General features: G+C 67.4%; 23 protein-coding genes. 3 read left to right on the forward strand and 20 right to left on the reverse strand.

What is annotated here, in order from left to right; genetic code table 11:
* Positions 1-5: 5 nt before the first annotated feature.
* The 16 genes from VGN66_RS10300 to VGN66_RS10375 form a co-directional block, all read right to left on the reverse strand.
* Entirely contained in the window at positions 6-1028 is a 1023-nt protein-coding gene (locus VGN66_RS10300) for an SO2930 family diheme c-type cytochrome (protein WP_327518728.1), read from the reverse strand.
* Positions 1025-2224 (reverse strand): parallel beta-helix domain-containing protein, encoded by a 1200-nt coding sequence (locus VGN66_RS10305; protein ID WP_327518729.1) that lies wholly within the window; start codon positions 2222-2224, stop codon positions 1025-1027. The genes VGN66_RS10300 and VGN66_RS10305 overlap by 4 nt, the downstream gene beginning before the upstream one ends.
* Before the next feature lie 241 nt (positions 2225-2465).
* Entirely contained in the window at positions 2466-2948 is a 483-nt protein-coding gene (locus VGN66_RS10310; RefSeq protein ID WP_327518731.1) for a hemerythrin domain-containing protein, read from the reverse strand.
* Positions 2949-3010: 62 nt separating this feature from the next.
* Positions 3011-4258, reverse strand: coding sequence for a putative DNA modification/repair radical SAM protein (locus VGN66_RS10315; RefSeq protein ID WP_327518732.1), 1248 nt, complete (start codon positions 4256-4258; stop codon positions 3011-3013).
* A 36-nt stretch (positions 4259-4294) separates the two neighbouring features.
* A complete protein-coding gene (locus VGN66_RS10320; protein ID WP_327518733.1) occupies positions 4295-5749 on the reverse strand; it encodes a hypothetical protein in 1455 nt (484 codons plus the stop codon).
* A 79-nt stretch (positions 5750-5828) separates the two neighbouring features.
* A complete protein-coding gene (locus VGN66_RS10325; RefSeq protein WP_224920946.1) occupies positions 5829-6230 on the reverse strand; it encodes a hypothetical protein in 402 nt (133 codons plus the stop codon).
* A 21-nt stretch (positions 6231-6251) separates the two neighbouring features.
* Positions 6252-6743: a demethoxyubiquinone hydroxylase family protein gene (locus VGN66_RS10330; protein ID WP_327519370.1), complete on the reverse strand. Its 492-nt coding sequence runs from the start codon at positions 6741-6743 to the stop codon at positions 6252-6254.
* A gap of 38 nt (positions 6744-6781) precedes the next feature.
* On the reverse strand, positions 6782-7249 hold the full coding sequence (locus tag VGN66_RS10335; protein ID WP_327518734.1) for a disulfide bond formation protein B: 468 nt from the start codon (positions 7247-7249) through the stop codon (positions 6782-6784).
* Positions 7250-7257: 8 nt separating this feature from the next.
* Entirely contained in the window at positions 7258-8598 is a 1341-nt protein-coding gene (locus tag VGN66_RS10340; protein ID WP_327518735.1) for a S41 family peptidase, read from the reverse strand.
* A gap of 115 nt (positions 8599-8713) precedes the next feature.
* Positions 8714-9907: a murein hydrolase activator EnvC family protein gene (locus VGN66_RS10345; RefSeq protein ID WP_327518736.1), complete on the reverse strand. Its 1194-nt coding sequence runs from the start codon at positions 9905-9907 to the stop codon at positions 8714-8716.
* Complete coding sequence (locus tag VGN66_RS10350; protein ID WP_224920951.1) at positions 9907-10329, reverse strand: 23S rRNA (pseudouridine(1915)-N(3))-methyltransferase RlmH; 423 nt, start codon at positions 10327-10329, stop codon at positions 9907-9909. The genes VGN66_RS10345 and VGN66_RS10350 overlap by 1 nt, the downstream gene beginning before the upstream one ends.
* Before the next feature lie 35 nt (positions 10330-10364).
* A complete protein-coding gene (gene rsfS, locus VGN66_RS10355; RefSeq protein WP_327518737.1) occupies positions 10365-10763 on the reverse strand; it encodes a ribosome silencing factor in 399 nt (132 codons plus the stop codon).
* A gap of 13 nt (positions 10764-10776) precedes the next feature.
* The gene (locus tag VGN66_RS10360; protein WP_327518738.1) at positions 10777-11397 is read right to left on the reverse strand and encodes a nicotinate-nucleotide adenylyltransferase; all 621 of its coding nucleotides are present in this window, start codon (positions 11395-11397) and stop codon (positions 10777-10779) included.
* Complete coding sequence (locus tag VGN66_RS10365; RefSeq protein WP_327518739.1) at positions 11394-11681, reverse strand: type II toxin-antitoxin system RelE/ParE family toxin; 288 nt, start codon at positions 11679-11681, stop codon at positions 11394-11396. The genes VGN66_RS10360 and VGN66_RS10365 overlap by 4 nt, the downstream gene beginning before the upstream one ends.
* A complete protein-coding gene (locus VGN66_RS10370) occupies positions 11678-11935 on the reverse strand; it encodes a CopG family ribbon-helix-helix protein (protein WP_327518740.1) in 258 nt (85 codons plus the stop codon). The genes VGN66_RS10365 and VGN66_RS10370 overlap by 4 nt, the downstream gene beginning before the upstream one ends.
* 31 nt (positions 11936-11966) lie before the next feature.
* Entirely contained in the window at positions 11967-13223 is a 1257-nt protein-coding gene (locus VGN66_RS10375; RefSeq protein ID WP_327518741.1) for a glutamate-5-semialdehyde dehydrogenase, read from the reverse strand.
* A gap of 63 nt (positions 13224-13286) precedes the next feature.
* Here VGN66_RS10375 and VGN66_RS10380 point away from each other — a divergent pair, with 63 nt between their 5' ends.
* Positions 13287-14348: a DUF3667 domain-containing protein gene (locus tag VGN66_RS10380; protein WP_327518742.1), complete on the forward strand. Its 1062-nt coding sequence runs from the start codon at positions 13287-13289 to the stop codon at positions 14346-14348.
* 3 nt (positions 14349-14351) lie between these two features.
* Here VGN66_RS10380 and VGN66_RS10385 read toward each other — a convergent pair whose 3' ends face one another.
* Complete coding sequence (locus tag VGN66_RS10385) at positions 14352-14726, reverse strand: hypothetical protein (protein ID WP_327518743.1); 375 nt, start codon at positions 14724-14726, stop codon at positions 14352-14354.
* A 124-nt stretch (positions 14727-14850) separates the two neighbouring features.
* Here VGN66_RS10385 and VGN66_RS10390 point away from each other — a divergent pair, with 124 nt between their 5' ends.
* Both VGN66_RS10390 and VGN66_RS10395 read left to right on the forward strand, forming a co-directional pair.
* Complete coding sequence (locus VGN66_RS10390; RefSeq protein WP_327518744.1) at positions 14851-16551, forward strand: molecular chaperone HscC; 1701 nt, start codon at positions 14851-14853, stop codon at positions 16549-16551.
* A 10-nt stretch (positions 16552-16561) separates the two neighbouring features.
* Positions 16562-18865: a J domain-containing protein gene (locus tag VGN66_RS10395; protein ID WP_327518745.1), complete on the forward strand. Its 2304-nt coding sequence runs from the start codon at positions 16562-16564 to the stop codon at positions 18863-18865.
* A 5-nt stretch (positions 18866-18870) separates the two neighbouring features.
* Here the strand turns inward: VGN66_RS10395 and ftsH are convergent, their stop codons facing one another.
* From ftsH to VGN66_RS10410, 3 genes are all read right to left on the reverse strand, one after another.
* On the reverse strand, positions 18871-20829 hold the full coding sequence (gene ftsH, locus VGN66_RS10400) for an ATP-dependent zinc metalloprotease FtsH (RefSeq protein WP_327518746.1): 1959 nt from the start codon (positions 20827-20829) through the stop codon (positions 18871-18873).
* Between the two features lie 69 nt (positions 20830-20898).
* Positions 20899-21933 carry a tRNA lysidine(34) synthetase TilS gene (gene tilS, locus VGN66_RS10405; RefSeq protein WP_327518747.1) on the reverse strand — a complete coding sequence of 345 codons (1035 nt, stop codon included), beginning with the start codon at positions 21931-21933 and terminating at the stop codon, positions 20899-20901.
* Positions 21896-22843, reverse strand: coding sequence for a tetratricopeptide repeat protein (locus VGN66_RS10410; RefSeq protein WP_327518748.1), 948 nt, complete (start codon positions 22841-22843; stop codon positions 21896-21898). Before VGN66_RS10410 ends, tilS begins: the two co-directional genes overlap by 38 nt.
* Positions 22844-22879 lie beyond the last annotated feature (36 nt).

Here is a 22879-nt window from a genome sequence, read left to right on the forward strand (position 1 = left end):
TCCCCTTAACGCGTGGGGAGCGATTCGATCCATTCGGACAGCAGCGCAATTCCTTCGTCGTGCGCGGTGGCGCGGCCGAGTTCGGGCATGGCGATGCCGGGGTCGGTGCTGCGCAGGCGATAGATCAGGATCGACGCATCGGCATTGCCCGGCGCAATCGCGAAGTCGCGCCCGCCGCTGCCGCGCCCTGCCGCCACCGGGCGCTTGCCGATGCCGAGCGCGACGGGGTCGGTGCGGTCGAGTTCGAGGAACAGGCCGGAGTTGGACGCGGCCCCCGCCGGATTGTGGCAATGTGCGCAGTTGATTTCGAGATAGGCGCGGGCGCGGGCGTCGAGCGGGGCCTTGGGGTCGTCCCACCGGGCGACGCGCGGGGCGTTTGTGGGGGCGCGGTCGAGCAGGCCGGCTTTGACCAGCGCCTGAAGCTGGCCGTGATGGTTGAGGTAGCGTGCCTTGGCGCCGATCGGGGTGATCTGGCCGCTGAGCGCGTGGCAATCCTTGCACTGATTCGCGTTGGGGACGGCGTAGCTGATCTGGCGGGCGCGGCCCGATGGGTCGGTGAAGCTGACGGGGAGGCGGGTGCCAGCGCGCTTGACCAGCGCGTCGGTGCCCTCGGCATTCCAGACATAGGGGATCGCGACCCAGCCCGATGCGCGGCGCAGCAACAGTCGGGTCTCGATCGGTTTGAACGCTGGCCCTGCGCCATAGCCGAAGGTCTTGATGAGGGCGGAGCCGACCGGGAAGTCGAACGCGGCCTTTGCGTCGTACTTCGCTTGGGCTCCGGCGGGGACGTAGATGAAACGCTGCTTCGTCGTGTAATCGGAAAAGAGCGGGGTTTCGAGGCCGTAGCCGACGACGCGCGCGGCCGGGGTGCGCTTGGTCAGGTCGGCGAAGAAGCCATAGTCGGACAGCTTCGCGGGGTAGCCGTCGGCGGTGATCGCGGCGTCGTTCACCCGCGCAGGCTGGCTTGCCGCCGCGACCCCGAACGCCGCTACGCATAGGGCCAGCAGGGCGAGTCCGGCGCGGGTCACTTGGCGGCAGCCTCCATCGCTGCGGGTAGCACCACTGCCACGGGGCGCGGCGCGGCGGGGGCGTCGAGCACTGCCTTGCCCGGTTTGGCCGAGCTGGTCGGCGCGGCGAGCGCGAGGCCGAGGGTCAGCACCGGCACCGGATCGGCGACGTGCAGGCCGAGTTCGGCGACGGTCCCGGTGCCGTCCCACCATATCGGCGGCGCGGCTCCGCCGAATGCAGCGACGAGGAAGCCGCCGCCCTCGACCCCCGGCTCGAACCCGGCGCGGCCGTGGCGATTGCCCGACACGACGATGTGGCGCGGATAGGGGTTGTACTTGGGGTCGTCGTAGCGCTCGCGATAGGACATCAAGATCACATTGGCGGTGGCGTGTTCCGACAGGTCGTTGTCGAACACGTGCACCCCGTCATTGGCCATCACCAGCACCCCGGTCCCCCTGGGCACGGTGGCGACGATATTGCCCTTTGGCGCGAAGTTCGGGGTGTCGTTGAGAAATACCTTGTTGCCATAGACCCGCACCGCGCCGCCGTTCATGCGGGGCAGATTGGGCAGGTCGAACACCAGAATGCCGCCGGTGTTCTTCGTCGCTGTGTTGCCGTAGACATCGGCGTGGTTGCTGTTCTCGATCTCGATGCCGGCGACATTGTGCGAGACGAAGCTGTTGCGGACGATGATCTGCTCCGACTGGCCGACATAGATGCCGGCGTCCGACGCACCTTTCACGGTCACGCCGTCGATCAGGACCATGCTGCTGGAGACGGGATAGACGCCGTAGGCGCCGTTGCTCTCCTTCGGCCCGCCGGTCCATTCGACGCGAATGTCCTTGTAGACGATGCGGTCGGCGCCCTTGGACTTGATGCCGTCGCCCTTGCTGTCCTCGACCGCGAAGCTGCGCAGGACGACATCGTCGGAGGTGACCAGCAGCCCTTCCCCCGCGCCGAGCTGGCCCTTGAAGCTGAGGATCGTCTTGTCCGGCCCGGCGCCGCGCACGGTGACCTTGTCCACGTCGAGGCTGAGGCCGTCGGTCAGATCGAACCGGCCCGCGCCGATTTCGACGGTGTCGCCGGGCTTGGCGTCGAGCAGCGCCTGTTGCAGCCGCTCCTGCGCATCGGGACCGGCGGGGACCTTGAGGGTTTCGGCGTAGGCGGCGGGCGCACAGGCGAGCAATGCGGCGGCCGCGACGGCGGTGCGGATCATGGGCCTCTCCTCGTTTTGGGGAGCAGCTTACGCAGTCCGCACCGCGCGTCCAGTCGTTTACACGGGTGTCAGTAATTCCTCCCCCAGCTTGCTGGGGGAGGGGGACCGCCGCCGCAGGCGGTGGTGGAGGGGCGGCCGCGCAGACGGCCGGGGGCAGCTCGGCAAAATTCCGCCCTCTGCGAGGGCGGCCCCTCCGTCAGCTTCGCTGCCACCTCCCCTGCGGGGCAGGGGAGGAATTGGCTCACTCGCGCGCGTCGCCGGGCATTTCGTCTTCGGCGCGTTCCAGTTCCTTCGGCTTGCGCGCCTCGAAGATCTTGGCGAGCTTGGCCTTGGTCGCGTCGTCCAGATCCTTCGACGCGGCGGGGAACATCTCTTCCTCTTCCTCGTCGATATGGTGGAGGTAGCGGTCGCGCATCGACTTGAATTTGGTCAGCCAGCCGCTCGACGACATCTCCATCTCGACCAGTTCGCCGAGCATGTCGTCGACTTCCTTATGCTCCGACACCGAATGGCGCGCTTCGTCGCGCAGGTCCGGATTGGCGAGCATCGTCGCGTAGAGCGATTCCTCTTCGGCGGCGGCATGCGCCTGCAACTCGACGCGCAGCTCCTCGAACAGCGTGCGCCGCTCTTCGCTGTCGCCGCTGGTTTGCGCGATGCGGTCGAGCAAGTCGCGCTGGCGGTTATGGTCCTGGATCAGATCCTCGAAAATGCGTTCGTCGGCCATGCAAAGTCTCCTTTGCGCGCTCAACCGCTCGCCCGCGCGCTTGTTTCACCCGCGAATCATTCTCACGCGGCGAACAATTCCATCTGCTTGGCCGGCGGGGCGACGAGCGGGCGCAGGTCGGCGCGGTCGGCGAGGAGAGTGGGGCGCCAGTCGCTGGTAATCAGGAAGGGCTTCAATTTCTTCACCGACACGGTGAGCCGCGCGACGTCCGCCAGCGTCATCCGCCGCCAGCGGCGCGAGACGAGGATGCGGTCGACGGCTTTCACGCCAAGGCCGGGGACGCGCAGCAGCGCCTGACGCGGGGCGGTGTTGACGTCGACCGGGAAGCTGTCGCGATGCTTCAATGCCCAGGCGAGCTTGGGGTCGATGTCGAGCGGCATCATGCCGGTTGCGGTGTCGGCGGCGTCGGCGACCTCGCCCGGCGAATAGTCGTAGAAGCGCATCAGCCAGTCGGACTGGTAGAGGCGATGTTCGCGGATCAGCGGCGGGCGCTGGAGCGGGAGTACCGCGCTCGCGTCCGGGATCGGGCTGAAGGCGGAATAATAGACGCGGCGTAGGCCGAAGCGGCCGTACAGTCCGGCGGCGCGACCGACGATGTCGCGGTCGGTCGCGGCATCGGCGCCAACGATCATCTGGGTCGACTGGCCGGCGGGGGCGAATTTCGGGGCAGAGCGATAGCGTTTGCGGGCGTCGCCGCTATCCTCGATCTCGCGCTTCAAATCGCCCATTGCCCCCTCGATCCGGGGGGCGGATTTTTCGGGGGCGAGGCGGGCCAGGCCGGCGACGGTCGGCAGCTCGACATTGATCGACAGGCGGTCGGCATGAAGGCCGGCCTGATGGATCAGGCCCGGATCGGCGTCGGGGATCGTCTTGAGATGGATATAGCCGCGAAAGTCGTGATCCTCGCGCAGGCTGCGTGCGACCTCGACAATCTGCTCCATCGTGTAATCGGGCGAGCGGATGATGCCTGAGGAGAGGAATAGGCCCTCGATATAATTGCGGCGGTAGAAATCGAGGGTTAGCCGGACGACCTCCTGCGCGGTGAAGCGCGCGCGGCGGACGTTCGAGCTTTTGCGGTTGATGCAATAATGGCAGTCGAACACGCAGCTGTTGGTCAGCAGGATCTTGAGCAGGCTGATACAGCGCCCGTCCGGGGCGTAGGCGTGGCAAATGCCCATCCCCTCGGTCGATCCAAGCCCCTTGCCGCCCGAGGATTTGCGTTTTGACGTGCCGGACGAGGCGCAGGATGCGTCATATTTCGCCGCGTCGGCGAGGATTTCAAGCTTTTCGCGCAAATCGAGCTGGGCCATATGTTCTTCATACGTTCCAGTCGCTTGCGTGTCCAGTCAGTCCGGCGCGCTGCGGCGGCAGGCGAGCGCGAGCAGGGCGGCGAGGGCGCCTGCGAGGATGACGTAGAGGGTGAGCCCTGCGCCGGGCGACCAGCCCCAGAATTCGTTGGGGAGGGTGCGCAGGTTGCGTGCGAGGAAGCCCGGGAGGATGTGGTCGGTCAGGGGGGCGGCGAACTGGGCCGGGGCCTGAATATCGACTGCGGCAATGATCAGGTTGAGCGCGACGCTGGCGGCGAGGAAGGCGAGGCCGAGGCCGCGCTCGATCCGGCTGGCGCTGCCCCAATAGGCGGCGAGGCCGAGGGCGAGATAGGCGATTGCCGGGAGGGCGTGGCGCGGGCCGGTGGCGTTGCCGCCGTCCCAATAGATGTATGCCGCGTGGTAGAGGAAGCAGGTGAGTGCGCCCACCACTGCGAGCACGCCGAGGTCGCGCCGGGCCGGATCGCGCAGCAGCGTCCAGATGCCGAACGGGGCAAGTACGAGGATCGGCGCGACCCAGATGATCCCGCGCCGTTTGCCGAACAGGATCTCATAGAGGATGTCGGGCTTGGGATAGGTCAGGCCGAACAGCCCCTGCTTCATCCCCTCAAACCCCACCACGCCCGAATAGCCGGTGGTGACGGGGTGGCCGAAGGTGGCGAGGTTATACGCGAGGAGGGGGATGGCGGCGATGGCGCCACCTGCGATGGCGAGGCTGATCGTGCGGAGCTGGGTCGCGCGGTCCGCGTCGCGAATGCGCCATAAGGCCCAGAGCGCGACCGGTGCGCCGAGCAGCAGCGCGCCGTGCTCGACCACGACTGCCCAGCCGAGCGCGAGGCCGGCGATCAGAGCGTAGCGGGCGGCGAGCCCGTCGCGTGTGCCGCGCCACACTGCCCAGAGCGCGATGGCGATCAGCGAGGTGGCGGCGGCATGGCCGAACCAGGTGGTGGTCCAGCCCCAGACCGTGGCGCCGAGCGCAAAGCTGACTGCGGTGAATAGCCCCGCCGCGCGGCTGCCGCCGATACCTGTGCCAAGGTCGAGCAGCGCGACCGCCGCGAACGCGGTCAGGACCGCGCCGACCCCGGCGATGGCGGCGCGCATGCGCAGGCGCAGGAATGCCTCGGCTTCAGGGTCGAACAGCTGGTGCGGGACATCCGCGCTGGTCTGTTGCGTCACCCAGTTGGTCGCGGCGACGAAGGGCAGTGCCATCAGCGTCATGCCCGGCGCCTTGTCCATGTAGAGATGGCCGTCGAACTGCGCCTTGTCGATCGTCATCGCGGCATAGGGGTCGATGCGTGCGCTGCCGGTCTCGACGATCGCGGTGGCGGCGAGGATGCGGGTGGCGCTGTTGGGGTTGAACGCCCAGGAGCCGAACCAAGTGCAGGACAGCCAGACGAGTGCGAAGAGGAGGGTAGGGATGTGCCAGGGGCGTGGCGCGATTCCCCAAACCCGTTTGTGCTGAGCCTGTCGAAGCACGGTTCCTGCACTCTCGGAGTGTTGGAGTCGCCCTTCGACCAGCTCAGGGCAAACGGATGTTTGAATGCGCCGCTAGCGTTTAGTCCGGCAGAACCTTCTCTGCCCGCTTCCGCGCATCCGCTTCGGCCTTGCCGGCCTGAATATCCCGCGTCGAACAGCCGATGCCGCCGCCGGGGCCGACAGTGGTGCAGCTGCCGATGCCGGTGTCGCCTGCGGTCAGCGCCGAACGCTGGCGTACTGCCCAGCTTTCGCGCTGAGGTGTGGCTTCGGTATCGCGGAGCTCGCTCGGGATGCGGAAGCGCTCGCCAGCCGGGCGGCGGACGCAGACCACGATCTCGTCGCCGTCCGAATTGGTCGGGCAGCGGTCGTCGCCATAGATGATCAGCACGCCGTTCTGCGGCGCGTTCTGGGCGAGCGCGGGGAGCGCGGGCAGCGCCAGCGCGGATGCGGCGGCGGAGAGGGTCAGCAGGATCGTCTTCATATCATCGACTCCTTGCGGCGCTTACAGCCGCTTTGAAACGCCAATCGCCGCCCGGCACGCCAGCCGGATCGCCCCGGCGAGCAGCGGATAGGCCGGAGCCGTCTCCGCGCCCGCCGCCAGCGCACTATCCTTGTGTTCCAGCTCTTCAGCCCGAAACTCGGCGACCGCTGCTGCCAGCTCGGGATCGTCCTCGCCGAGCGCGTCGAGCTGTTCCTGATAGTGGAGGTCGATTTCGGTCTCCACCGCCACGGTGCACGCCATCGCCGCAGTCGGCCCGATCGCCGCCGTGGCCGCGCCGAGCGCGAAGCCCGCGACGTTCCACACCGGCTGCAACGCGGTTGGGCGCACGCCGCGCCGCGCAATCAACGCGTCAAAGAAGGCGCGGTGCCGTTCTTCCTGATTGGCCATGCCCGAAATCGCGCGCGCCGTGTCGTGGCGGTCGCCCATCACCGCGAGCTGCCCCGCATAGATGCGCGTTGCGCCATATTCGCCCGCCTGATCGACACGAACCATCGAATCGATATCGCGGCGGGGGTCTCCGGGTTTCCACTTCACTTGGCCTTGCCCTTCAGCATCAGCGTTACGATCACCAACGCACCACCGAGCGAAAAGATCGCATTCCACCCGGCGAGCGACACTCCGAACAGATCCCAGGGTGCGACATCGCAGCGGATCACGGGCGCATTCATGATGCGCTCAAGCGCGCTGCCCTCTCCACCGAAATGGGTGGCGCATTGGGTGATCCCCTCCCACCAGCCATATTCGACCCCGGCATGGAACGCGCCGATCGCGCCGCTGACCGCGATGCCGAGCGTGGCCAGCCACACCAACGGCGTGCGCGCGGGCGCCACGACGAAGGACAGGGCGGCGAGCACGATCGCGGTATAATGCGGCCAGCGCTGCCACATGCACATTTCGCACGGGAACAGGCCAAAACCATATTGGCTGGTCAGCGCTCCGCCGATCAGCGCGAGCGGGATGAACAGGGCGAGTGCCTGGGCGGTGCGGTTCGGGGTCATCGCGGCGCTCAGCGCTTCCCGGCCTTTGCCGCGCCGCCGCCGGCCATGCGCGGGGGCGCGGCGGTGCGGGCGATGGTCTTCAGCGCATAGTGCAGCTGGAAGTCCTTGATCCCCTTCTTCTCCAGCTCCGCTGGCGTGGCGGCGAAGCGCGGATCGGTCTTGGTATCCTCTTCCAGCACCGCGTTATCGACCTTGGTCTCGTTGATCAGATGACGGCGCAGATCGGCCTCACGGAACACCGGGCGGGTCTTGTAATCGGGGTCGGAAATCTGCGGCACGGCCAGATCGGGCTCGATCCCGCCTTCCTGCACCGACTTGCCCGACGGGGTGTAATAGCGCGCGGTGGTGATGCGCAGTGCAGTGCGCGGGCCGAGCTGGAGCAGCGACTGGACCGATCCCTTGCCGAAGGTCTTTTCGCCCAGCACCAGCGCGCGGTGGTGATCCTGCAGCGCACCGGCGACGATTTCCGACGCGGATGCAGTGCCGGCATCGACCAGCACGACGATCGGTAGGCCGCGAGCGAGATCGTCGGCCTTGGCATACCAGCGCTCGATATCGCTCTTCTCACGCCCACGCTGCGACACGATTTCGCCATGTGTCAGGAACGCGTCGCTGACCTCGATCGCTTGGTTGAGCAGGCCGCCGCCATTGCCGCGCAGGTCGATGACATAGCCCTTGGGCTTGCCGCCCAGCTGCTGTTCGATCGCGGCGATGCCAGCGCGCATGTCGTCGGCGGTGGTTGCGCTGAAGGTGTTGATGTTGAGGATGCCGATGCCGTCCTGCACCTCCCACTTCACCGCCTTTTGCACGATGGTTTCGCGGGTCAGCGCGACGTCGAACGGCTTGTCGCGGCCGGGGCGGACGATGCGGATCGTGATCTTGGTGCCCGGTGCGCCGCGCATCTGGGTGATCGCTTCATCCAGCGTGCCGCCATAGATCAGCTTGCCGTCGAGATGGGTGATATAGTCGCCGGCCTTGATCCCCGCCTTCCACGCTGGCGTGTCTTCGGTCGGGGTGATCACCTTGACCGCGCCGTCCTCCATCGTCACCGACAGGCCCAGGCCGCCATAATTGCCGTCGGTGGCGAGGCGCAGATTGTCGAAGGCGAGCGCGTCGACATAGGAGCTGTGCGGGTCGAGGCTGGCGAGCATGCCGTCGATCGCGCCCTTGATCAGCGTCTTGTCATCGACCTTCTCGACATAGGCGGCCTTCACCCGGGTGTAGACGTCCATGAACGCGTCGAGCTCGCGATAGCTCGACGTATCGACGCTCGCCATCGCGCCGGTGGTGACGGGGATCAGCGCCAGTGCGCCGACCGCAGCGGAGACCTGGAGGATGGGACGGATCATACGCGTTACTCTCTGAGCGGGTCTTCGCGACAAGATAGACCGGAACCGCGTGGCCGCAAAGCGGCAAGCGAATGTCAGCGACATGTCATTTCGTCCCTGTTGCGCAGGGAAGAAATCAATCCAGCAGCTGCGCCAGATCGACCGGGCGGCCCTGTCGGCGCAGTTCGACGGTGATGCGCGGCGCCTCGCCCTGTGGCGCGCGGCCGAGCGGGGCACCCTGGATCAGCGTGTCACCGACCTTGACCATCACCGCGTCGAGCCCGGCGACGAGCGAGGTCCAGCCGCCGCCATGGTCGAGGATGACGATATTGCCATAACGGCGGAAGCGCCCGGCATAGATGACGCGGCCAGCGGTCGGCGCGACGACCTGTGCGCCCGGCCATGTCGCCAGCGTCAGGCCGCGGGCACGGACGCCGGTGTCGGACAGCTCGCCAAGGCCGGTGACGACGGTTCCGGAGACGGGCAGGCGATAGGGTGGCGGGCCGTTGCGTTTTGCGACCGGGGCGGTATCGGGCGTTGCGGCTTCGCCCTCGGCGGGGCGCGGGAGTGGCCCGGGCAGCGCTTCGAGCGCCGCGCGGGTCTTGGCAGCCTCGCCCATCGTGTCCATCAGGTCCACCAGATCGCGCGCCTGTTCGCCCAGCGCCAGCGCGCGATCCGATTCGAACATCGCTTCGCGCCGATAGCCGACCGATTTCAGGCGATGCTCGCCTTCGGCACGGACCAGAGCGAGGCGGTCGTTCTGGAGCCGCGCGCGGCTGTCGGCGAGGCTTTTGGCGGCGAGCTGCGCGCCGTCGCGCAGGCGGCGGGTGCGGGCGATCTCGGCGCGAATATCGGCCGTGCGCGCGCGCATCGCCGGGGTGACCGCGCCCAGCACCGCGCGGACATGGACGATGTCGGCGGTCGATCCGGGCTGGACCAGCCCGAGCACGACGGGGCGGCGGGCGAGCGATTGCAGCGCCGCCATCAGCCGCGCGATCGGCCCCTGACGCTCGGCGAGGCGGGTGCGTTGCTGACCCAGCATCCGGTCGACGATCGCGATGCGCGCGCGGGCGGCGACGATTTCAGCCTCCGCCGCCTGAATGCTCGCCGCGATCGCGGCTTCGCGGGCGCGGGCGCGGCGGGCTTCGTCGCGTTCGTTGACCGCGGCGCGCTGCAGTTGCTGCGCGCGCGCCTCGGCATCCTTTGCGGCCTTGCTCGCGGCGGTGAGCTGGGCGCGCTGGTCGGTGATCGAGGGGGTCTGCGCCGGGAGCGCGGCGATGCCGACCGATGCGGTGGCGATCACGGCGGCGGCAAGGGCGATCCGCCGCATCATCCCTCGCGATGATACGGGTGGTTGGCGAGGATGCTGGTCGCGCGCCACAGCTGTTCGGCCAGCATCGCGCGCGCCATCATGTGCGGCCAGGTGGCGCGGCCATAGGAGATGAGCAGATCGGCCTGCGCGCGCGCGGTATCGTCGAAGCCATCCGCTGCCCCGATCAGGAAGCGCGTCTCCCGCACCCCGTCCTCGCGCCACGCCTGAATGCGCTCGGCGAAGACGCGTGAGGGCAGGTTCTCGCCCTTCTCGTCCAGCATCACGATGCGCGTGCCCGGCTCGATCGCGGGCATCTTGCCGCCGGTATCTGGCAGTTCGGTCACGCGCGTCGGCAGCGTCACGCGCTTGAGATAGCGATCGACCAGCTCGGCTTCAGGGCTGCGGCCGATCCGCCCGCGGGCGACGATGTGCAGCAGCATAGGGTTAGTCCCGGTTGGCGGTGCCGAGCTTCAACTTAGGCCGATCCGCCCGGCGCGCTGTCGCCGAACGCCCACATCCGCTCCAGATTGTAGAAGGTGCGGACTTCGGGGCGGAACAGGTGGACGATCACGTCGCCGGCATCGATCAGCACCCAGTCGGCGGTCGGCAGACCTTCGATCCGGGGATTGTGACCGCGCTCGGCCTTGATCTTCTCGGCCAGCTTCTGCGCCATCGACGCGACCTGACGCGTCGAGCGGCCGCTCGCCACGACCATATAGTCGGCGATGCTGCTCTTGCCGGCGAGCGGGATCGAGACGGTCTCGACCGCCTGATCGTCGTCGAGCGAAGTCAGGATCAGTCGATGCAGTGCCTCGGCATCCGGGGCGGGGCCGCGGGCGGCCGGGGCGGCATCGAGTTGGGGGGAAGCGGGCAAGAGGACTCCTGGGTTAGGGCGTGTCGGGCTTGGGCGGCGTGCGGCCACGGGAAAATCTCCGGTGCCAGCCGGGATCGGCGGCGCGGAGGCGAGTCGCCGAAGTCGGGTCGGGGCGGAAGCGCAACAGCACCAGGGCCGGCAAACTCCACTTCGTCCAAGTCTTCGCCTGGCGTGCGGGGCGCACGAAACGCCGCAGCCAGCTCATTGCAGGGCTTGCATGAGCGTCGCGATCATAGCCCGGACGCGCGATCACCGCAATCGGAACCTGACGCGCGATCCGCCGCCACCCGCGCCACTGGTCGAACTGCGCCAGATTGTCGCCGCCCATCAGCCAGATGAACTGATGTCGGGGGTAGAGGCGGGGAAGTTTGGTGAGGGTATCGACGGTGTAACGGGTCTTGAGCCGCTGTTCGATCGCGCTGGGGCGGATCGGCGCGTGGCGGGCCATCGCCCGCGCCGACGCCATCCGCGCGGCGAACGGGGCCATGCCCTTCGCTTCCTTGAGCGGGTTGCCGGGTGAGACCAGCCACCACACTTCATCGAGCCCGAGTGCGCGCATGGCGTGGAGCGAGATCGCGCGATGCCCGCGATGTGCCGGGTTGAACGACCCGCCGAGGAGACCGATGCGTTTCATGTGCGACGTGGGCGCCAGTCGCGCTTGGCATGCTGAACGCGCAAGATCTCGACGCCGGTGTCGGTCGGCCGATACAGCAGCACATAGTCGGTCCGCTGAACCGCCCATTTGCGGACCGGGCCGTCGAGGATCGGCCCAGCCTTAGGATAGTCTGCCAGAAACCGGCCAGCCGCCAGTGCGGCCCGGCCGACGCGATAGGCATAGTCGGAGCTGAGCTGGGAGAACTCGTCGTCGAGCGCCGCCAGATCGGCTTGCGCTTCGCGCGTCCACTCAGCTTTGTTCATTCCGCGGCGGCGGCCTGGCGATGGCGCGCTTCAAACCACGCTTCCATGTCTTCCTGGCTGACGAGCTCGCCGCGATCTGCGGAGTCAATTCCGGCCTGGATGAACGCGCGGTACTCCAGCTCTTCCTCGACATAGCGCTGCACGGCTTTGGCCACGACCCATGCGCGCGAACGGTCAATCTCCGAAGCCAATGCATCGAGTTTCGCCAGCAGTTCGGGTTCAAGCCGTGCCGTGATGACCGTCGTCTTGCTCATGTACTCGAATGTATACAATCGATGCGGTTGGTCAAGGACGCGCCTGCCCGGTCCCGCGCACCACCCACTTATACGTGGTCAGCCCCTCCAGCGCGACCGGGCCGCGGGCGTGGAGGCGGCCGGTGGCGATGCCGATTTCGGCGCCCAGGCCGAACTCGCCGCCATCGGCGAACTGGGTCGAGGCGTTCCACATCACGATCGCGCTGTCGACGCTGTTGAGGAAGCGTTCGGCGGTCGCGGCGTCTTGCGTGACGATCGCGTCGGTGTGGCGGCTGGAATGGCGGGCGATGTGTGCCATCGCGCCGTCAACGCCGTCGACCAGCGCGACCGACAGGATCGAATCGAGATATTCGGTGTCCCAATCCTCTACGGTCGCGGCAACCGCGCGTGGCTCGATCGCGCGGATATCGGCGTCGCCGCGCAGCTCGCAGCCGGTGTCGGCGAGCGCGGACAGGATCGGCGCGGGATCGGCGAAAGTGCGGTCGATCAGTAACGTCTCGGTCGCGCCGCAGATGCCGGTGCGGCGCATCTTGGCGTTGACCGCCAGCTTGGCTGCCATCTCCGGATCGGCGGCATGGTCGATGTAAAGGTGGCAGATGCCGTCGAGATGCGCGAGCACGGGGACGCGCGCTTCCTCCTGCACGCGCGCGACCAGGCTTTTGCCGCCGCGCGGGACGATCAGATCGATCACCCCATCGGCCTTGAGCATCGCACCCACGGCGGCGCGGTCGGTGGTGGGGACCAGCTGCGCCGCATCGGCGGGGAGGCCCGCTTCGACAAGGCCCCGCGCGAACGCGGCGTGGATCGCACGGTTGCTATGCACCGCTTCGGATCCGCCGCGCAGGATCACCGCATTGCCGCTCATCACGCACAACGCCGCGGCATCGGCGGTGACGTTGGGGCGGCTTTCATAGATGATGCCGATCACCCCGATCGGAACGCGCACGCGGCTGAGCTGCAAGCCGTTGGGGCGCTGGCTCGAATCGATCACCGCGCCGACCGGATCGGACAGCGCTGCGACCGCCTCTACCCCCGCCGCCGCGCCCTCAAGCCGTGCGGGGTCGAGCCGCAGCCGGTCGAGCAGCGCGCCCGACAGACCGTTCGCCGTGCCGGCTTCGACATCGCGGGCATTGGCGGCGAGGATCGCATCGGCATCGGCGCGGACTGCGGCAGCGGCAGCGCGCAGCCCTGCGGCCTTGGCGGCGGTCGGCAGGCCGGCCAGCATCGTTGCGGCGTTGCGGGCGCGCGCGCCCATGTCGGCGATCAGAGTCGAAGCATCCTGTTCCATGCCTCCGGGCTATCATGCTGCAACCGCAAAGTCCCTATCGCGCGGGCTTTTCCAAGCTGATAGATGAGCTTCATGGGGGAATTCGACGCAGCCGGGGATCTGGTCACGGGGACGCTGCTTGGCCGCGCGGTCGAGCGGCCGGGCGCGCATGGCGATCACGATCATGGCATCTGCCTGAATTGCGGGACGCAGCTGATCGGCCCGCATTGCCACCGTTGTGGGCAGGTCGGGCATGTCCACCGCACGATTGGCGAGATCTGGCATGAGATCCTGCACGGCGTGGTGCATTTCGAGGGCAAGCTGTGGAACACGCTGCCGCTGCTGGCCTTTCGCCCCGGTGAGCTGACCCGCCGTTACATCCATGGCGAGCGCGCGCAGTTCGTGTCGCCGATGGCGATGTTCCTGTTTTCCGTCTTCACGATGTTCGCCGTGATGCAGATCATGGGCGTCGCCCCGCCAGCAGACGTCGGCACGACCGCACAGTTTGAGTCTGGCCTGCAATATGCGCGGCAGAACACCGAAAACGCGATCGTGGAGCTGCGCGAAGCGCGCGCCAAGGCGGAGAAAGGGAGCGAGCGCGCCGCCAAGCTCGACCGGCAGATCGAGAAGCTGACAACCGACCTTGCCGAGATCAAGAGCTTTCCGATCAAGATGAGCGGTCGGATTGGGCTCTCTCCAAAGGTCAAGACCGGATGGTCGCGGCTGGATAAGGGAATCGAGAAGGCCGAGCGCAACCCGGGCCTCGCACTCTACAAGCTGCAGACCAACAGCTACAAGTTCAGCTGGGCATTGATCCCGCTGTCGATCCCGTTCGTGTGGCTGCTGTTCCTGTGGCGGCGGCGGTTCAAGGGGTATGACCACGCGGTCTTCGTCACCTATTCGCTCGGCTTCATGTCGTTGCTGTTCATCGGGTTGATGATCGCATCGGCGCTGGGTGTTGGAAACAAAGCGATCGCCCTTGTCGCAGTGTGTGGGCCGCCGGTGCATATCTATTTCCAGCTGAAGGGCGCCTACCGCCTGCGCTGGTGGAGCGCGGGGCTGCGCACCTTCGTGCTGCTGCATCTGATCAGCTTCATCGTGCTGATCTTCGGCTTGCTGCTGCTGGGGCTGGGGCTGCTGGGTTGACGCTCAGCCTTTGCAGGGAAAGCGCTTCTTCATCATCGCGTAGAACGCTGATTTGACGCTCATCCCGCGTTGGGCGGCGGGGATCGACTGGAATTCCGCCATCAGCTCGTTGCTCCCGATCTTGGCCTTGCCCTTGGGCGGGGGGCAGCTGTGGGGGGCGCGGCCGGCGGCGCGCGCGCTGGCAAGGTCGGTGCGATAGGCGTCCGACGCGCGTTCGACTTCGCTCCGCAGCAATTTGATGTCGGGGGAGCCCATCGCCATAAAGCCCTTGGCCTTGAGTGCATTCGCCTTGGCCAGAAACTCGGCGACGCTCATCGCCTGCGCGCTCGCCGGAAGCAGCAGCGCTGCACCCGCTATCACCGCCATCATCGTCCGCATCCACACCCTCCCGTGATCCCGGGAGAAAACACGACATGGCGCTTGAACGCCATATGAATTCGTCCGCTTCACAGCCGCGCGCGGCGCGTTAGAGTTCGCCCGAATCGACAGGGGACGCAGTGAAATGATTATCGGTATCGACCTCGGCACCACGAACAGTGCCGCGGCGGTCTTTCGTGACGGTGCGGCGGAGCTGATCCCCAACCGGCTCGGCCATTTCCTCACCCCCTCGGCGGTCAGCATCGATGAGAATGGCGATGTCATCACCGGCCTTGCCGCGCGCGAGCGGATGGCGAGCCATCCCGACGTCACCATCACCGCGTTCAAACGCTATATGGGCACGCAGCGCACGACGAAGCTGGGCAAGCGCAGCTTCGCGCCGGAGGAACTGTCCGCGCTGATCCTGCGCAGCCTCAAGGCCGATGCCGAGGCGTTTCTGGGGCAGGAAGTGACCGAGGCGGTGATCACCGTCCCCGCCTATTTCAACGACAAGCAGCGCAAGGCGACGCACCGCGCGGGCGAACTGGCGGGGTTGAAGGTCGAGCGGCTGGTCAACGAACCGACCGCCGCCGCGCTCGCCTATGGCATCCACCAGCTTGCCGATGAATCGCGCTTTCTGGTGTTCGACTTGGGCGGCGGCACGTTCGACGTGTCGATCGTCGAGATTTTCGAGGGCATTATCGAGGTGCGCGCCTCGACCGGCGATAATCATCTGGGCGGCGAGGATTTCAACGAGCTGCTGGTGACGCTGATGCGCGACGCGCATGCCGGAGAGTTCGGCAATGCCGGGCGCGGCGACGATGCGCTGCACCAGAAACTGCGCGAAACCGCCGAACGCGCCCGCCGCACGCTGAGCAGCGCGGGCGAGGCGGAGATGCGGATCGTGTGGAACGATGCCGAATATCGCCACATCGTCACCACCGCGATGTTCGAGGAGGCGGCCAAGCCGCTGATCGACCGGCTGCGCGAACCGGTGCTGCGGTCGATGCGCGATTCGGGGATCAAAAGCGCGGAGCTGAGCGAGATCATCCTGATCGGCGGGGCGACGCGGATGCCGGTGGTGCGCAGCGCGGTGACGCGGATGTTCGGCCGCTTCCCCAATGCCACGGTCAATCCGGACGAGGCCGTGGCGCTGGGCGCGGCGGTGCAGGCGGGGCTGAAGTCGCGCGATTCGGCGCTCAAGGAAGTCGTCGTCACCGACGTCTGCCCCTATTCGCTGGGGGTGGAGGTTGCCCGCCGCCTGCCCGGTGGCGGGATCGAGGACGGGCTGTTCGCGCCGATCATCGAGCGCGGCACGGTGATCCCGGCGAGCCGTGTCCACACCTTCAGCACGATGAACGACAACCAGACCCGCGTGGAATTCGGCATCTATCAGGGCGAGGCGCGGCTGGTCCGCGACAATGTCGAGATTGGCCGCACCACGGTTCAGGTGCCGCGCGCGAAGGCGGGACAGCCGGTCGATGTCCGCTTTTCCTACGATATCTCCGGGTTGCTCGAGGTCGACATCATCGTCCCTGAGAGCGGCGAGACGGTCAGTCTGGTCATCAATGACGGCAATGTCGCCGACCCCGCCGCGCTGGAAAAGGCGCGCGCGGCGCTGGCGGGGCTGAAAGTCCATCCGCGCGACGAGGCGGAGAACCGGGCGGCGATCGCGCGCGGCGAGAAATGCTTCGAGAATTTCCTGGGCGAGCAGCGTTTCTGGGTCGGCGAAGTCATGTCGCGCTTTGCCGCCGCGCTCGAGACGCAGGACCCGCGCACGATCGAGACCGCGCGCAAGGAACTGCACGCCGCGCTCGACCAGCTTGAGGGCGAGACCTTCCTATGAAGTTCGGCCTGTGAAGCAATGGTGGCAGGTGCTCGGCGTGCCGCGCGGCAGCGACCGCGCGACGATCCGCCGGGCCTATGCCGCCAGGCTGAAGACCACCAATCCCGAGGATGACGCCAAGGGCTTCATGGCGCTGCGCGAAGCCTATGAACAGGCGCTGCGCTGGGTCGACTACGACCATTTCGATAACTGGGACGATGAAGGCGAAGAAGAGGCCGGGGAGGCCGTTGCGGCGGTCGCCGACGATCCCGAGCCGGTTCTCGTCACTGCTGATGACGCCGCGCCATTCGAACCCTCCGGGCCGTTGCCGGCTGACGCCGCCCCGACGCCAGCGGCCCCGTCCGATCCGTTCGAAGCAGCGCGTGCCGCCGATGCCGCCGAGCTTGAGCGTCGGCTCGCCGATCTCGATGCCGGGCTGCGCGGGCCGTGGTTCAAGGATCGCGATGCAATCCGCGCCGCGTTCGACGCTGTGATGAGTGCGCCCGCGCTGATCGAGATCGATCGGCGCGCGCACACCGAATATCGCCTCGCCGCGCTGATCGCCGACACCATCCCGCGCAGCGACGCGATCCTGCGTGAGGCGATGGCGGTGTTCGGCTGGGAAGGGGAGGGCAACCATCCGCCCGCAGTTTGGGCATTGCGCGCGCGGCTGGACGAATGGCGCCTGATCGCGTCGTTCGGACGCGGCGGCCATGGGTTGCAGGGCGGGTGGCGCGCGCTGACCAATGGCAAGTCGCCGGGCTGGCTGCGCCGCCTCGCCGCGTTGCGCCCGGGCGTGGCGGATCAGGTACGACAGCTGTTCGAGCTGGCGGATTATGACGTGCCGGGGATCGCGCACAGCTTTCACCCCAAGGCTGCGGACTGGTGGCGCGCGCATCTCGACGCGCCGCGCTTTGGCTTTGCCGAAGTGGCGCTGCTGCTGATCGGTGCGCTGGGGGCGGGGTTGTTCGCGCTGGTCGGGGCGACCCCGGCGTTGCAGCTATGGGGCGCGGTCGCGGCGCTGTCGGCGGGCGTGGCGCTGGCCGTTGCGCATTGGCGCTTCGTCGCGCCGATGCGCTGGCGGCGGTTGCAGGGACAGCAGGACAGCCCCGGCGGGTTCGGCTGGCGGTTCGGCCTGTGGCTGGTGGTGACGGCGGCGGCGATCGGCGCGCCGGCAACGCCATGGATCGCGGGGAGCATCGCCGCTGTGGCCTTTGCGCTGGCGCTGGCCATGTTCGTGCTCGACGGCGGCGAGCATGGCGGCGGGGGATTGCCGTGGCAGCGGGTGGTCGTGCTCGGCGTCGCGGGCCTGTTCATCGGCCCGGCCTTTGCCGCGATGAGCGTGGCCGAACAGGCGCTGGTGCTGGTGTTTGGTGCGTCGTGCGGGCTGGTCGGCCTGTCGGCGCGGGGAGCGATTGCGCGGCTGATCGCGCCAAGCCCGGTGCTGATCGCGCTCGGCCTGATGCTCGCGCTGATCGTCGGGGCGGTCGTCCGCAGCGACTGGTTACCCGGAACGCCGCTGATCGCGTGGGGCGCGGCGGCGGGGACCGGGCTGGTGGTGATGAGCGGACTGCGCGCCGCCGATCCGAATGGCCGAGGCGACGGTGTGGCGTCGCTCGCCAATATAGTGTTGTGGGCGATTTTGATCGCCGCGGCGGTGATGTCGATCCCGCCATCGCAGAAGCAGGGCGATCTGATGCCCCCGATTTCGGTCTCGCCCGCCGATCCGATGAAGGCGCTGGAGGCGAGCGAGCCGGGCTTTCGTGCTGTGAAAACCGGCAACCCGAAACTCTATGCGGAGGTTGCCGCGATCCGCACGGCGATGGCGAACGGCGCGCGCGATCGGAATGCTGGGTCGCGGGAAATAGACCGGCTGGTCAACGAAGCTTATCAGAAGCGGCTTCCGCTCGCCTCGGCGGCGCTGATCGCGGCGGAGATGGACATTCGCCTTGCCCGGATGCGCGAGTTGCGGATGGAGGACCCACGCGTCTGCGTCGGCGATCGCGACGAGACCCAGTCGATGTTCACCCGCCAGTTGCGCGAACGGCATTACGCCCATGCGCTGCGCGTCGCGGCGAGCGCGCCGCAGGGGGTGCGCGAATTGGGGCAGGGGCGTGAGATCACCGCCACGGAGCTGCTGCGGATTGCAGCCAATGGCGACACCGCCGCCGCCAATCGCTTTGCAGCAGCGCTTAGCGGGACGGATGCGGCGGCGAAGTGCGATGCCCGGATCGCGATGGTGGAGGGGCTGGTCGCCCAACCGGATATCGACATCGCAAAAACAATGCGGCCCGCGCTACTCGCACGGGCCGCACCGAAATCAGAGAAGAAATAGGGCGGTTACGCGCCCTGCGGAGCCGGGTTGCCGAACGGACCCTTAGGGCGGCGGGTTTTGGGGATCGACGTGCCCGCGACCCCGACCGGACCCTTGATCGTGGAGGGATCGGGGCGGCCGATGTCGCCATCGGACAGCAGCTTCTTGATCTCCTCGCCCGACAGCGTCTCATATTCGAGCAGCGCGCCGGCCAGCTGGTGCAGCTGGTCGATATGCTCGGTCAGCACGTCGCGCGCGCGGCTCAGGCCGCCCTCGACCGTCGCCTTGATCTCGGCGTCGATCGCCTGCTGCGTCTCGTTCGACATATGCCGCGGCTGCGACGCCGAATAGCCGAGGAAGCTCTCGCCTTCGGGTTGCGAATACTCCACCGGGCCGAGCTTGTCCGACATGCCCCACTTCGTGATCATGTCGCGGGCAAGGCCCGTCGCGTACTGGATGTCGCCAGAGGCGCCCGACGAGACCTTGTCATAGCCGAAGATCACTTCCTCGGCGACGCGGCCACCCATGGCGACGGCGAGGTTCGCGTACATCTTGTCGCGGTGATAGCTGTAGCTGTCACGCTCGGGCAGGCGCATGACCATGCCCAGCGCACGACCACGCGGGATGATCGTCGCCTTGTGGATCGGATCCGATGCCGGCTCGTGCAGGCTAACGATCGCGTGGCCGGCCTCGTGATAGGCGGTCATCCGCTTCTCATCGTCGGTCATCACCATCGAACGCCGCTCCGCGCCCATCATGACCTTGTCCTTGGCATCCTCGAACTCGCTCATCGCGACGAGGCGCTTGCCCTTGCGCGCCGCCATCAGCGCGGCTTCGTTGACGAGGTTAGCGAGGTCGGCGCCCGAGAAGCCCGGCGTGCCGCGCGCGATCACGCGGGCGTCGACGTCGGGAGCCAGCGGCACCTTCTTCATATGGACCTGAAGGATCTTGATGCGACCCTCGATATCCGGGCGCGGAACGACAACCTGACGGTCGAAACGGCCCGGACGCAGCAGCGCGGGATCAAGCACGTCGGGACGGTTGGTCGCCGCGACGATGATGATGCCCTCATTGGCTTCAAAGCCGTCCATCTCGACCAGCAGCTGGTTCAGCGTCTGCTCGCGCTCGTCATTGCCATTGCCCAGACCCGCGCCGCGATGGCGACCGACCGCGTCGATTTCGTCGATGAAGACGATGCACGGCGCGCTCTTCTTGGCCTGTTCGAACATGTCGCGCACGCGGCTCGCGCCGACGCCGACAAACATTTCGACAAAGTCCGAGCCCGAAATGGTGAAGAACGGCACGCCCGCCTCACCCGCAATCGCGCGGGCGAGCAGCGTCTTGCCGGTGCCGGGCGAACCGACCAGCAGTGCGCCCTTGGGGATCTTGCCGCCGAGGCGGGCGAATTTGGTCGGGTCCTTGAGGAACTCGACGACTTCCTCCAGCTCTTCGCGCGCTTCGTCGATGCCGGCGACGTCGTCGAAGGTGACCTTGCCTTCCTTCTGCGTCAGCAGCTTGGCGCGCGACTTGCCAAAGCCCATCGCGCCCGAGCCCGAGCCCTTCTGCATCTGACGCAGCACGAAGAAGGCGATGCCGAGGAACAGGAGGAACGGGAGCGCCTGAACCAGCACATATTGCCAGATCGAAGGGCCTTCCTCCGGCCGCGCGCTGATCGTCACACCCTGCTTGCGCAACGTCGGGATCAGGTCGGGGTTGGCGACGGCGTTGGTGCGGAACTTCGAATCATTGTCGAGCGTGCCGGTGATGACGCTGCCCGCGACATTGACGTCCTTGACCTTGCCCTGCTCGACATTGTCGAGGAACTCCGAATAGGCGATCGTCGTGCCGGCGTTCGAGCTGCTCGGCGCGCCGAACATGCTGACGAACAGCGCGAGTGCAGCCAGAATGCCGACCCACACGAGCAGGCTCTTCATCCACGGATTGCCGTTATTCTCAGGGCCGGGGGTCTTGTTGTCGTCGCTCATGGGTCGAATGCACCTTCCTCAGCGCACAAGATAGGCGGTCGCAGGTTAATGGCAATGGAACAGCTTCGATCAGTGTGATCGACGCGGCGGAGCGGGGCGGAAGTGCCAGATTTCGCCTTTTGCGGCCGCCTGGACCCCGGCCTGAGTAGCGCCCGAACCGCTTTCGAGTGCGTCCAGCAGCGATTCGATATTGGCCGAATCGGTGAAGACGGGAAGGGTGATGTGTTTCAGCGCCCGCATCGTATGGATCGCGCGGCGAACCATGCGGCGCTGAAGTTCACGCGGCAGGTCGAGTGCGCGAAGCGTCGCATTCCGGTCGTCCCACCGATCTGCCCAGAACCGATCGACCAGTGCGTCGAATGCGGCGTTGGTCTCGGCGATGTGCGCCGCGGACTGGGCAAGCGCGGCGGCGTCGAGCATGCTCTGGTTCGCCAGCATGTCGCGAATGCGGGTGCGATCATGGTGCGGATCGGCGTTGCTTGGATCATCGACCCATGGCGCGCCGGCAGCCGCGACGATGTCCCGAAGCGCCGCGCGGCGCCAGCCGAGCAGCGGGCGCAACACTGGAAATTCGTCGGATCGGATTGGGCGAATGCCGCTGAGCCCCGCAACGCCCGACGCCCGGTTGAGCCGCATCAGCAGGGTTTCGGCCTGATCGTCGGCATGGTGGGCGGTCAGCAGGGCACAGGCATTGGCCCGGCGCATCCACGCAAACAGCGCGGCATAGCGCGCCGCACGCGCCCGACCCTGCAGGCTGCTCCCCGTAATTGGTTCGGCTGGCGTGAGCGTGACATGCGGGACGCCCAGTCGCGCGCAGACGCCTGCGACCATTGCAGCTTCATCCGCCGCCTCCGGCCGCAGCCCATGATCGACAGTCGCCGCAACGACGCGACCGGGACAGGCAGTCGCGGCGAGCAGCAGCATCGCCATGCTGTCCGCGCCGCCCGAGACGGCGAGCGCGATCCGCGTGTCGGTGGCAAGCGCGCCGTCGAACGCGCGGATACAAAGCTGATCGAAATCCGCCCGAAACCGCTCGACCCAAGCCGGATCGAGCGGGTTCAGCGGGTCACCGGCACTTGCTGGCGGAACGGCCGGTGGCGACATCCATCTTCATCGCTTCGGAGATACGGTCGCCATAGACCTGGGTCAGCTCGTCATAGACCTTGCAGACTTCGCTCGCCGGCTTCTTCATCTTCACCAGCGCCTGCGCCAAATAATAGAGCGAGTCCGGCGCGCGCTCGCCATTGGGCATCTTCTGGTAATTTTCGAAGAAGGCGGTCGCGGCGAGCGCGGGCTTGTTCTGGTCGAGCAAAGCGCGGCCGAGAAGGTTCTGGGCGTAGCTGGCGCGGCGATGCTTGGGATGCTTCTGCACCACGCTGCGCAGCTCGACGATCGCCTTGTCATACTGCTTCGCCTGCCACAGGCGGAAGCCGTAGACATAGCTGTCCTCGGCCGCGTCGTCGGTGCTCGGCCGTTCGATCCCCGCGACCGGCGTCGTCGGCGCGCTCGTGGTCGGAGGGGGTGTCGTCGGGCGCGGCGTTGTCGGGCGCGGGCCGGGCGTCGGCGTGCTGCCGATCCCGGTCACCGGGGCCGAACCGCCGACTGCCGAGGCACCATCCTCCAGCGCCTTCAACCGCGCATCGGTCGAGCGCTTATAGGCGGTGAACGCCTCTTCCAGCTGGCGCAGGCGATACTGGTTCTGCTCGATCTGGCCGGTCAGCGTCGACAGCTGCGATTCCACCGCGCTGACCCGCGCGGTCAGGTCGCTGACCACGCCGCTCGCGGGAATGCCGGGGGCAGGGCCGCCGCGGTCGGGGGCAGTGATCTGCGGCTCGACCGTCTGGCCCGCGCCGCCCGGAAACACCTTGCGCTGCACCGCGCGCATCTCGCGCTCCAGCCGGTCGACCCGACCTTCGATTCCGTCGCGGCTGGTCTGTGCCGCCGCCGGCACGGCGATCGATGCCAGCCCCGCCAGCACCACCGCCATCGCCGCACTCTTGTTCAGAAAACGCATATTCGTCCCCACCCGCGATACCCTTCGCTCAACCTT

Source organism: Sphingomonas sp. (assembly GCF_035998645.1).
Classification (GTDB): Bacteria; Pseudomonadota; Alphaproteobacteria; order Sphingomonadales; family Sphingomonadaceae; genus Sphingomonas.

Excerpts from the sequence above, each read along its gene's own strand:
- VGN66_RS10410 (WP_327518748.1), bottom strand. The coding sequence starts at position 22,843 with ATGCGTTTTCTGAACAAGAGTGCGGCGATGGCGGTGGTGCTGGCGGGG.
- VGN66_RS10345 (WP_327518736.1), bottom strand. The coding sequence starts at position 9,907 with ATGCGGCGGATCGCCCTTGCCGCCGCCGTGATCGCCACCGCATCGGTC.
- VGN66_RS10330 (WP_327519370.1), bottom strand. The coding sequence starts at position 6,743 with ATGGTTCGTGTCGATCAGGCGGGCGAATATGGCGCAACGCGCATCTAT.
- ftsH (WP_327518746.1), bottom strand. The coding sequence starts at position 20,829 with ATGAGCGACGACAACAAGACCCCCGGCCCTGAGAATAACGGCAATCCG.
- VGN66_RS10340 (WP_327518735.1), bottom strand. The coding sequence starts at position 8,598 with ATGATCCGTCCCATCCTCCAGGTCTCCGCTGCGGTCGGCGCACTGGCG.
- VGN66_RS10380 (WP_327518742.1), top strand. The coding sequence starts at position 13,287 with ATGAGCTTCATGGGGGAATTCGACGCAGCCGGGGATCTGGTCACGGGG.
- VGN66_RS10335 (WP_327518734.1), bottom strand. The coding sequence starts at position 7,249 with ATGACCCCGAACCGCACCGCCCAGGCACTCGCCCTGTTCATCCCGCTC.
- VGN66_RS10385 (WP_327518743.1), bottom strand. The coding sequence starts at position 14,726 with ATGCGGACGATGATGGCGGTGATAGCGGGTGCAGCGCTGCTGCTTCCG.
- VGN66_RS10390 (WP_327518744.1), top strand. The coding sequence starts at position 14,851 with ATGATTATCGGTATCGACCTCGGCACCACGAACAGTGCCGCGGCGGTC.
- tilS (WP_327518747.1), bottom strand. The coding sequence starts at position 21,933 with ATGTCGCCACCGGCCGTTCCGCCAGCAAGTGCCGGTGACCCGCTGAAC.
- VGN66_RS10315 (WP_327518732.1), bottom strand. The coding sequence starts at position 4,258 with ATGGCCCAGCTCGATTTGCGCGAAAAGCTTGAAATCCTCGCCGACGCG.
- VGN66_RS10325 (WP_224920946.1), bottom strand. The coding sequence starts at position 6,230 with ATGAAGACGATCCTGCTGACCCTCTCCGCCGCCGCATCCGCGCTGGCG.
- VGN66_RS10350 (WP_224920951.1), bottom strand. The coding sequence starts at position 10,329 with ATGCTGCTGCACATCGTCGCCCGCGGGCGGATCGGCCGCAGCCCTGAA.
- VGN66_RS10370 (WP_327518740.1), bottom strand. The coding sequence starts at position 11,935 with ATGAGCAAGACGACGGTCATCACGGCACGGCTTGAACCCGAACTGCTG.
- VGN66_RS10310 (WP_327518731.1), bottom strand. The coding sequence starts at position 2,948 with ATGGCCGACGAACGCATTTTCGAGGATCTGATCCAGGACCATAACCGC.
- VGN66_RS10375 (WP_327518741.1), bottom strand. The coding sequence starts at position 13,223 with ATGGAACAGGATGCTTCGACTCTGATCGCCGACATGGGCGCGCGCGCC.
- VGN66_RS10360 (WP_327518738.1), bottom strand. The coding sequence starts at position 11,397 with ATGAAACGCATCGGTCTCCTCGGCGGGTCGTTCAACCCGGCACATCGC.
- VGN66_RS10365 (WP_327518739.1), bottom strand. The coding sequence starts at position 11,681 with ATGAACAAAGCTGAGTGGACGCGCGAAGCGCAAGCCGATCTGGCGGCG.
- VGN66_RS10305 (WP_327518729.1), bottom strand. The coding sequence starts at position 2,224 with ATGATCCGCACCGCCGTCGCGGCCGCCGCATTGCTCGCCTGTGCGCCC.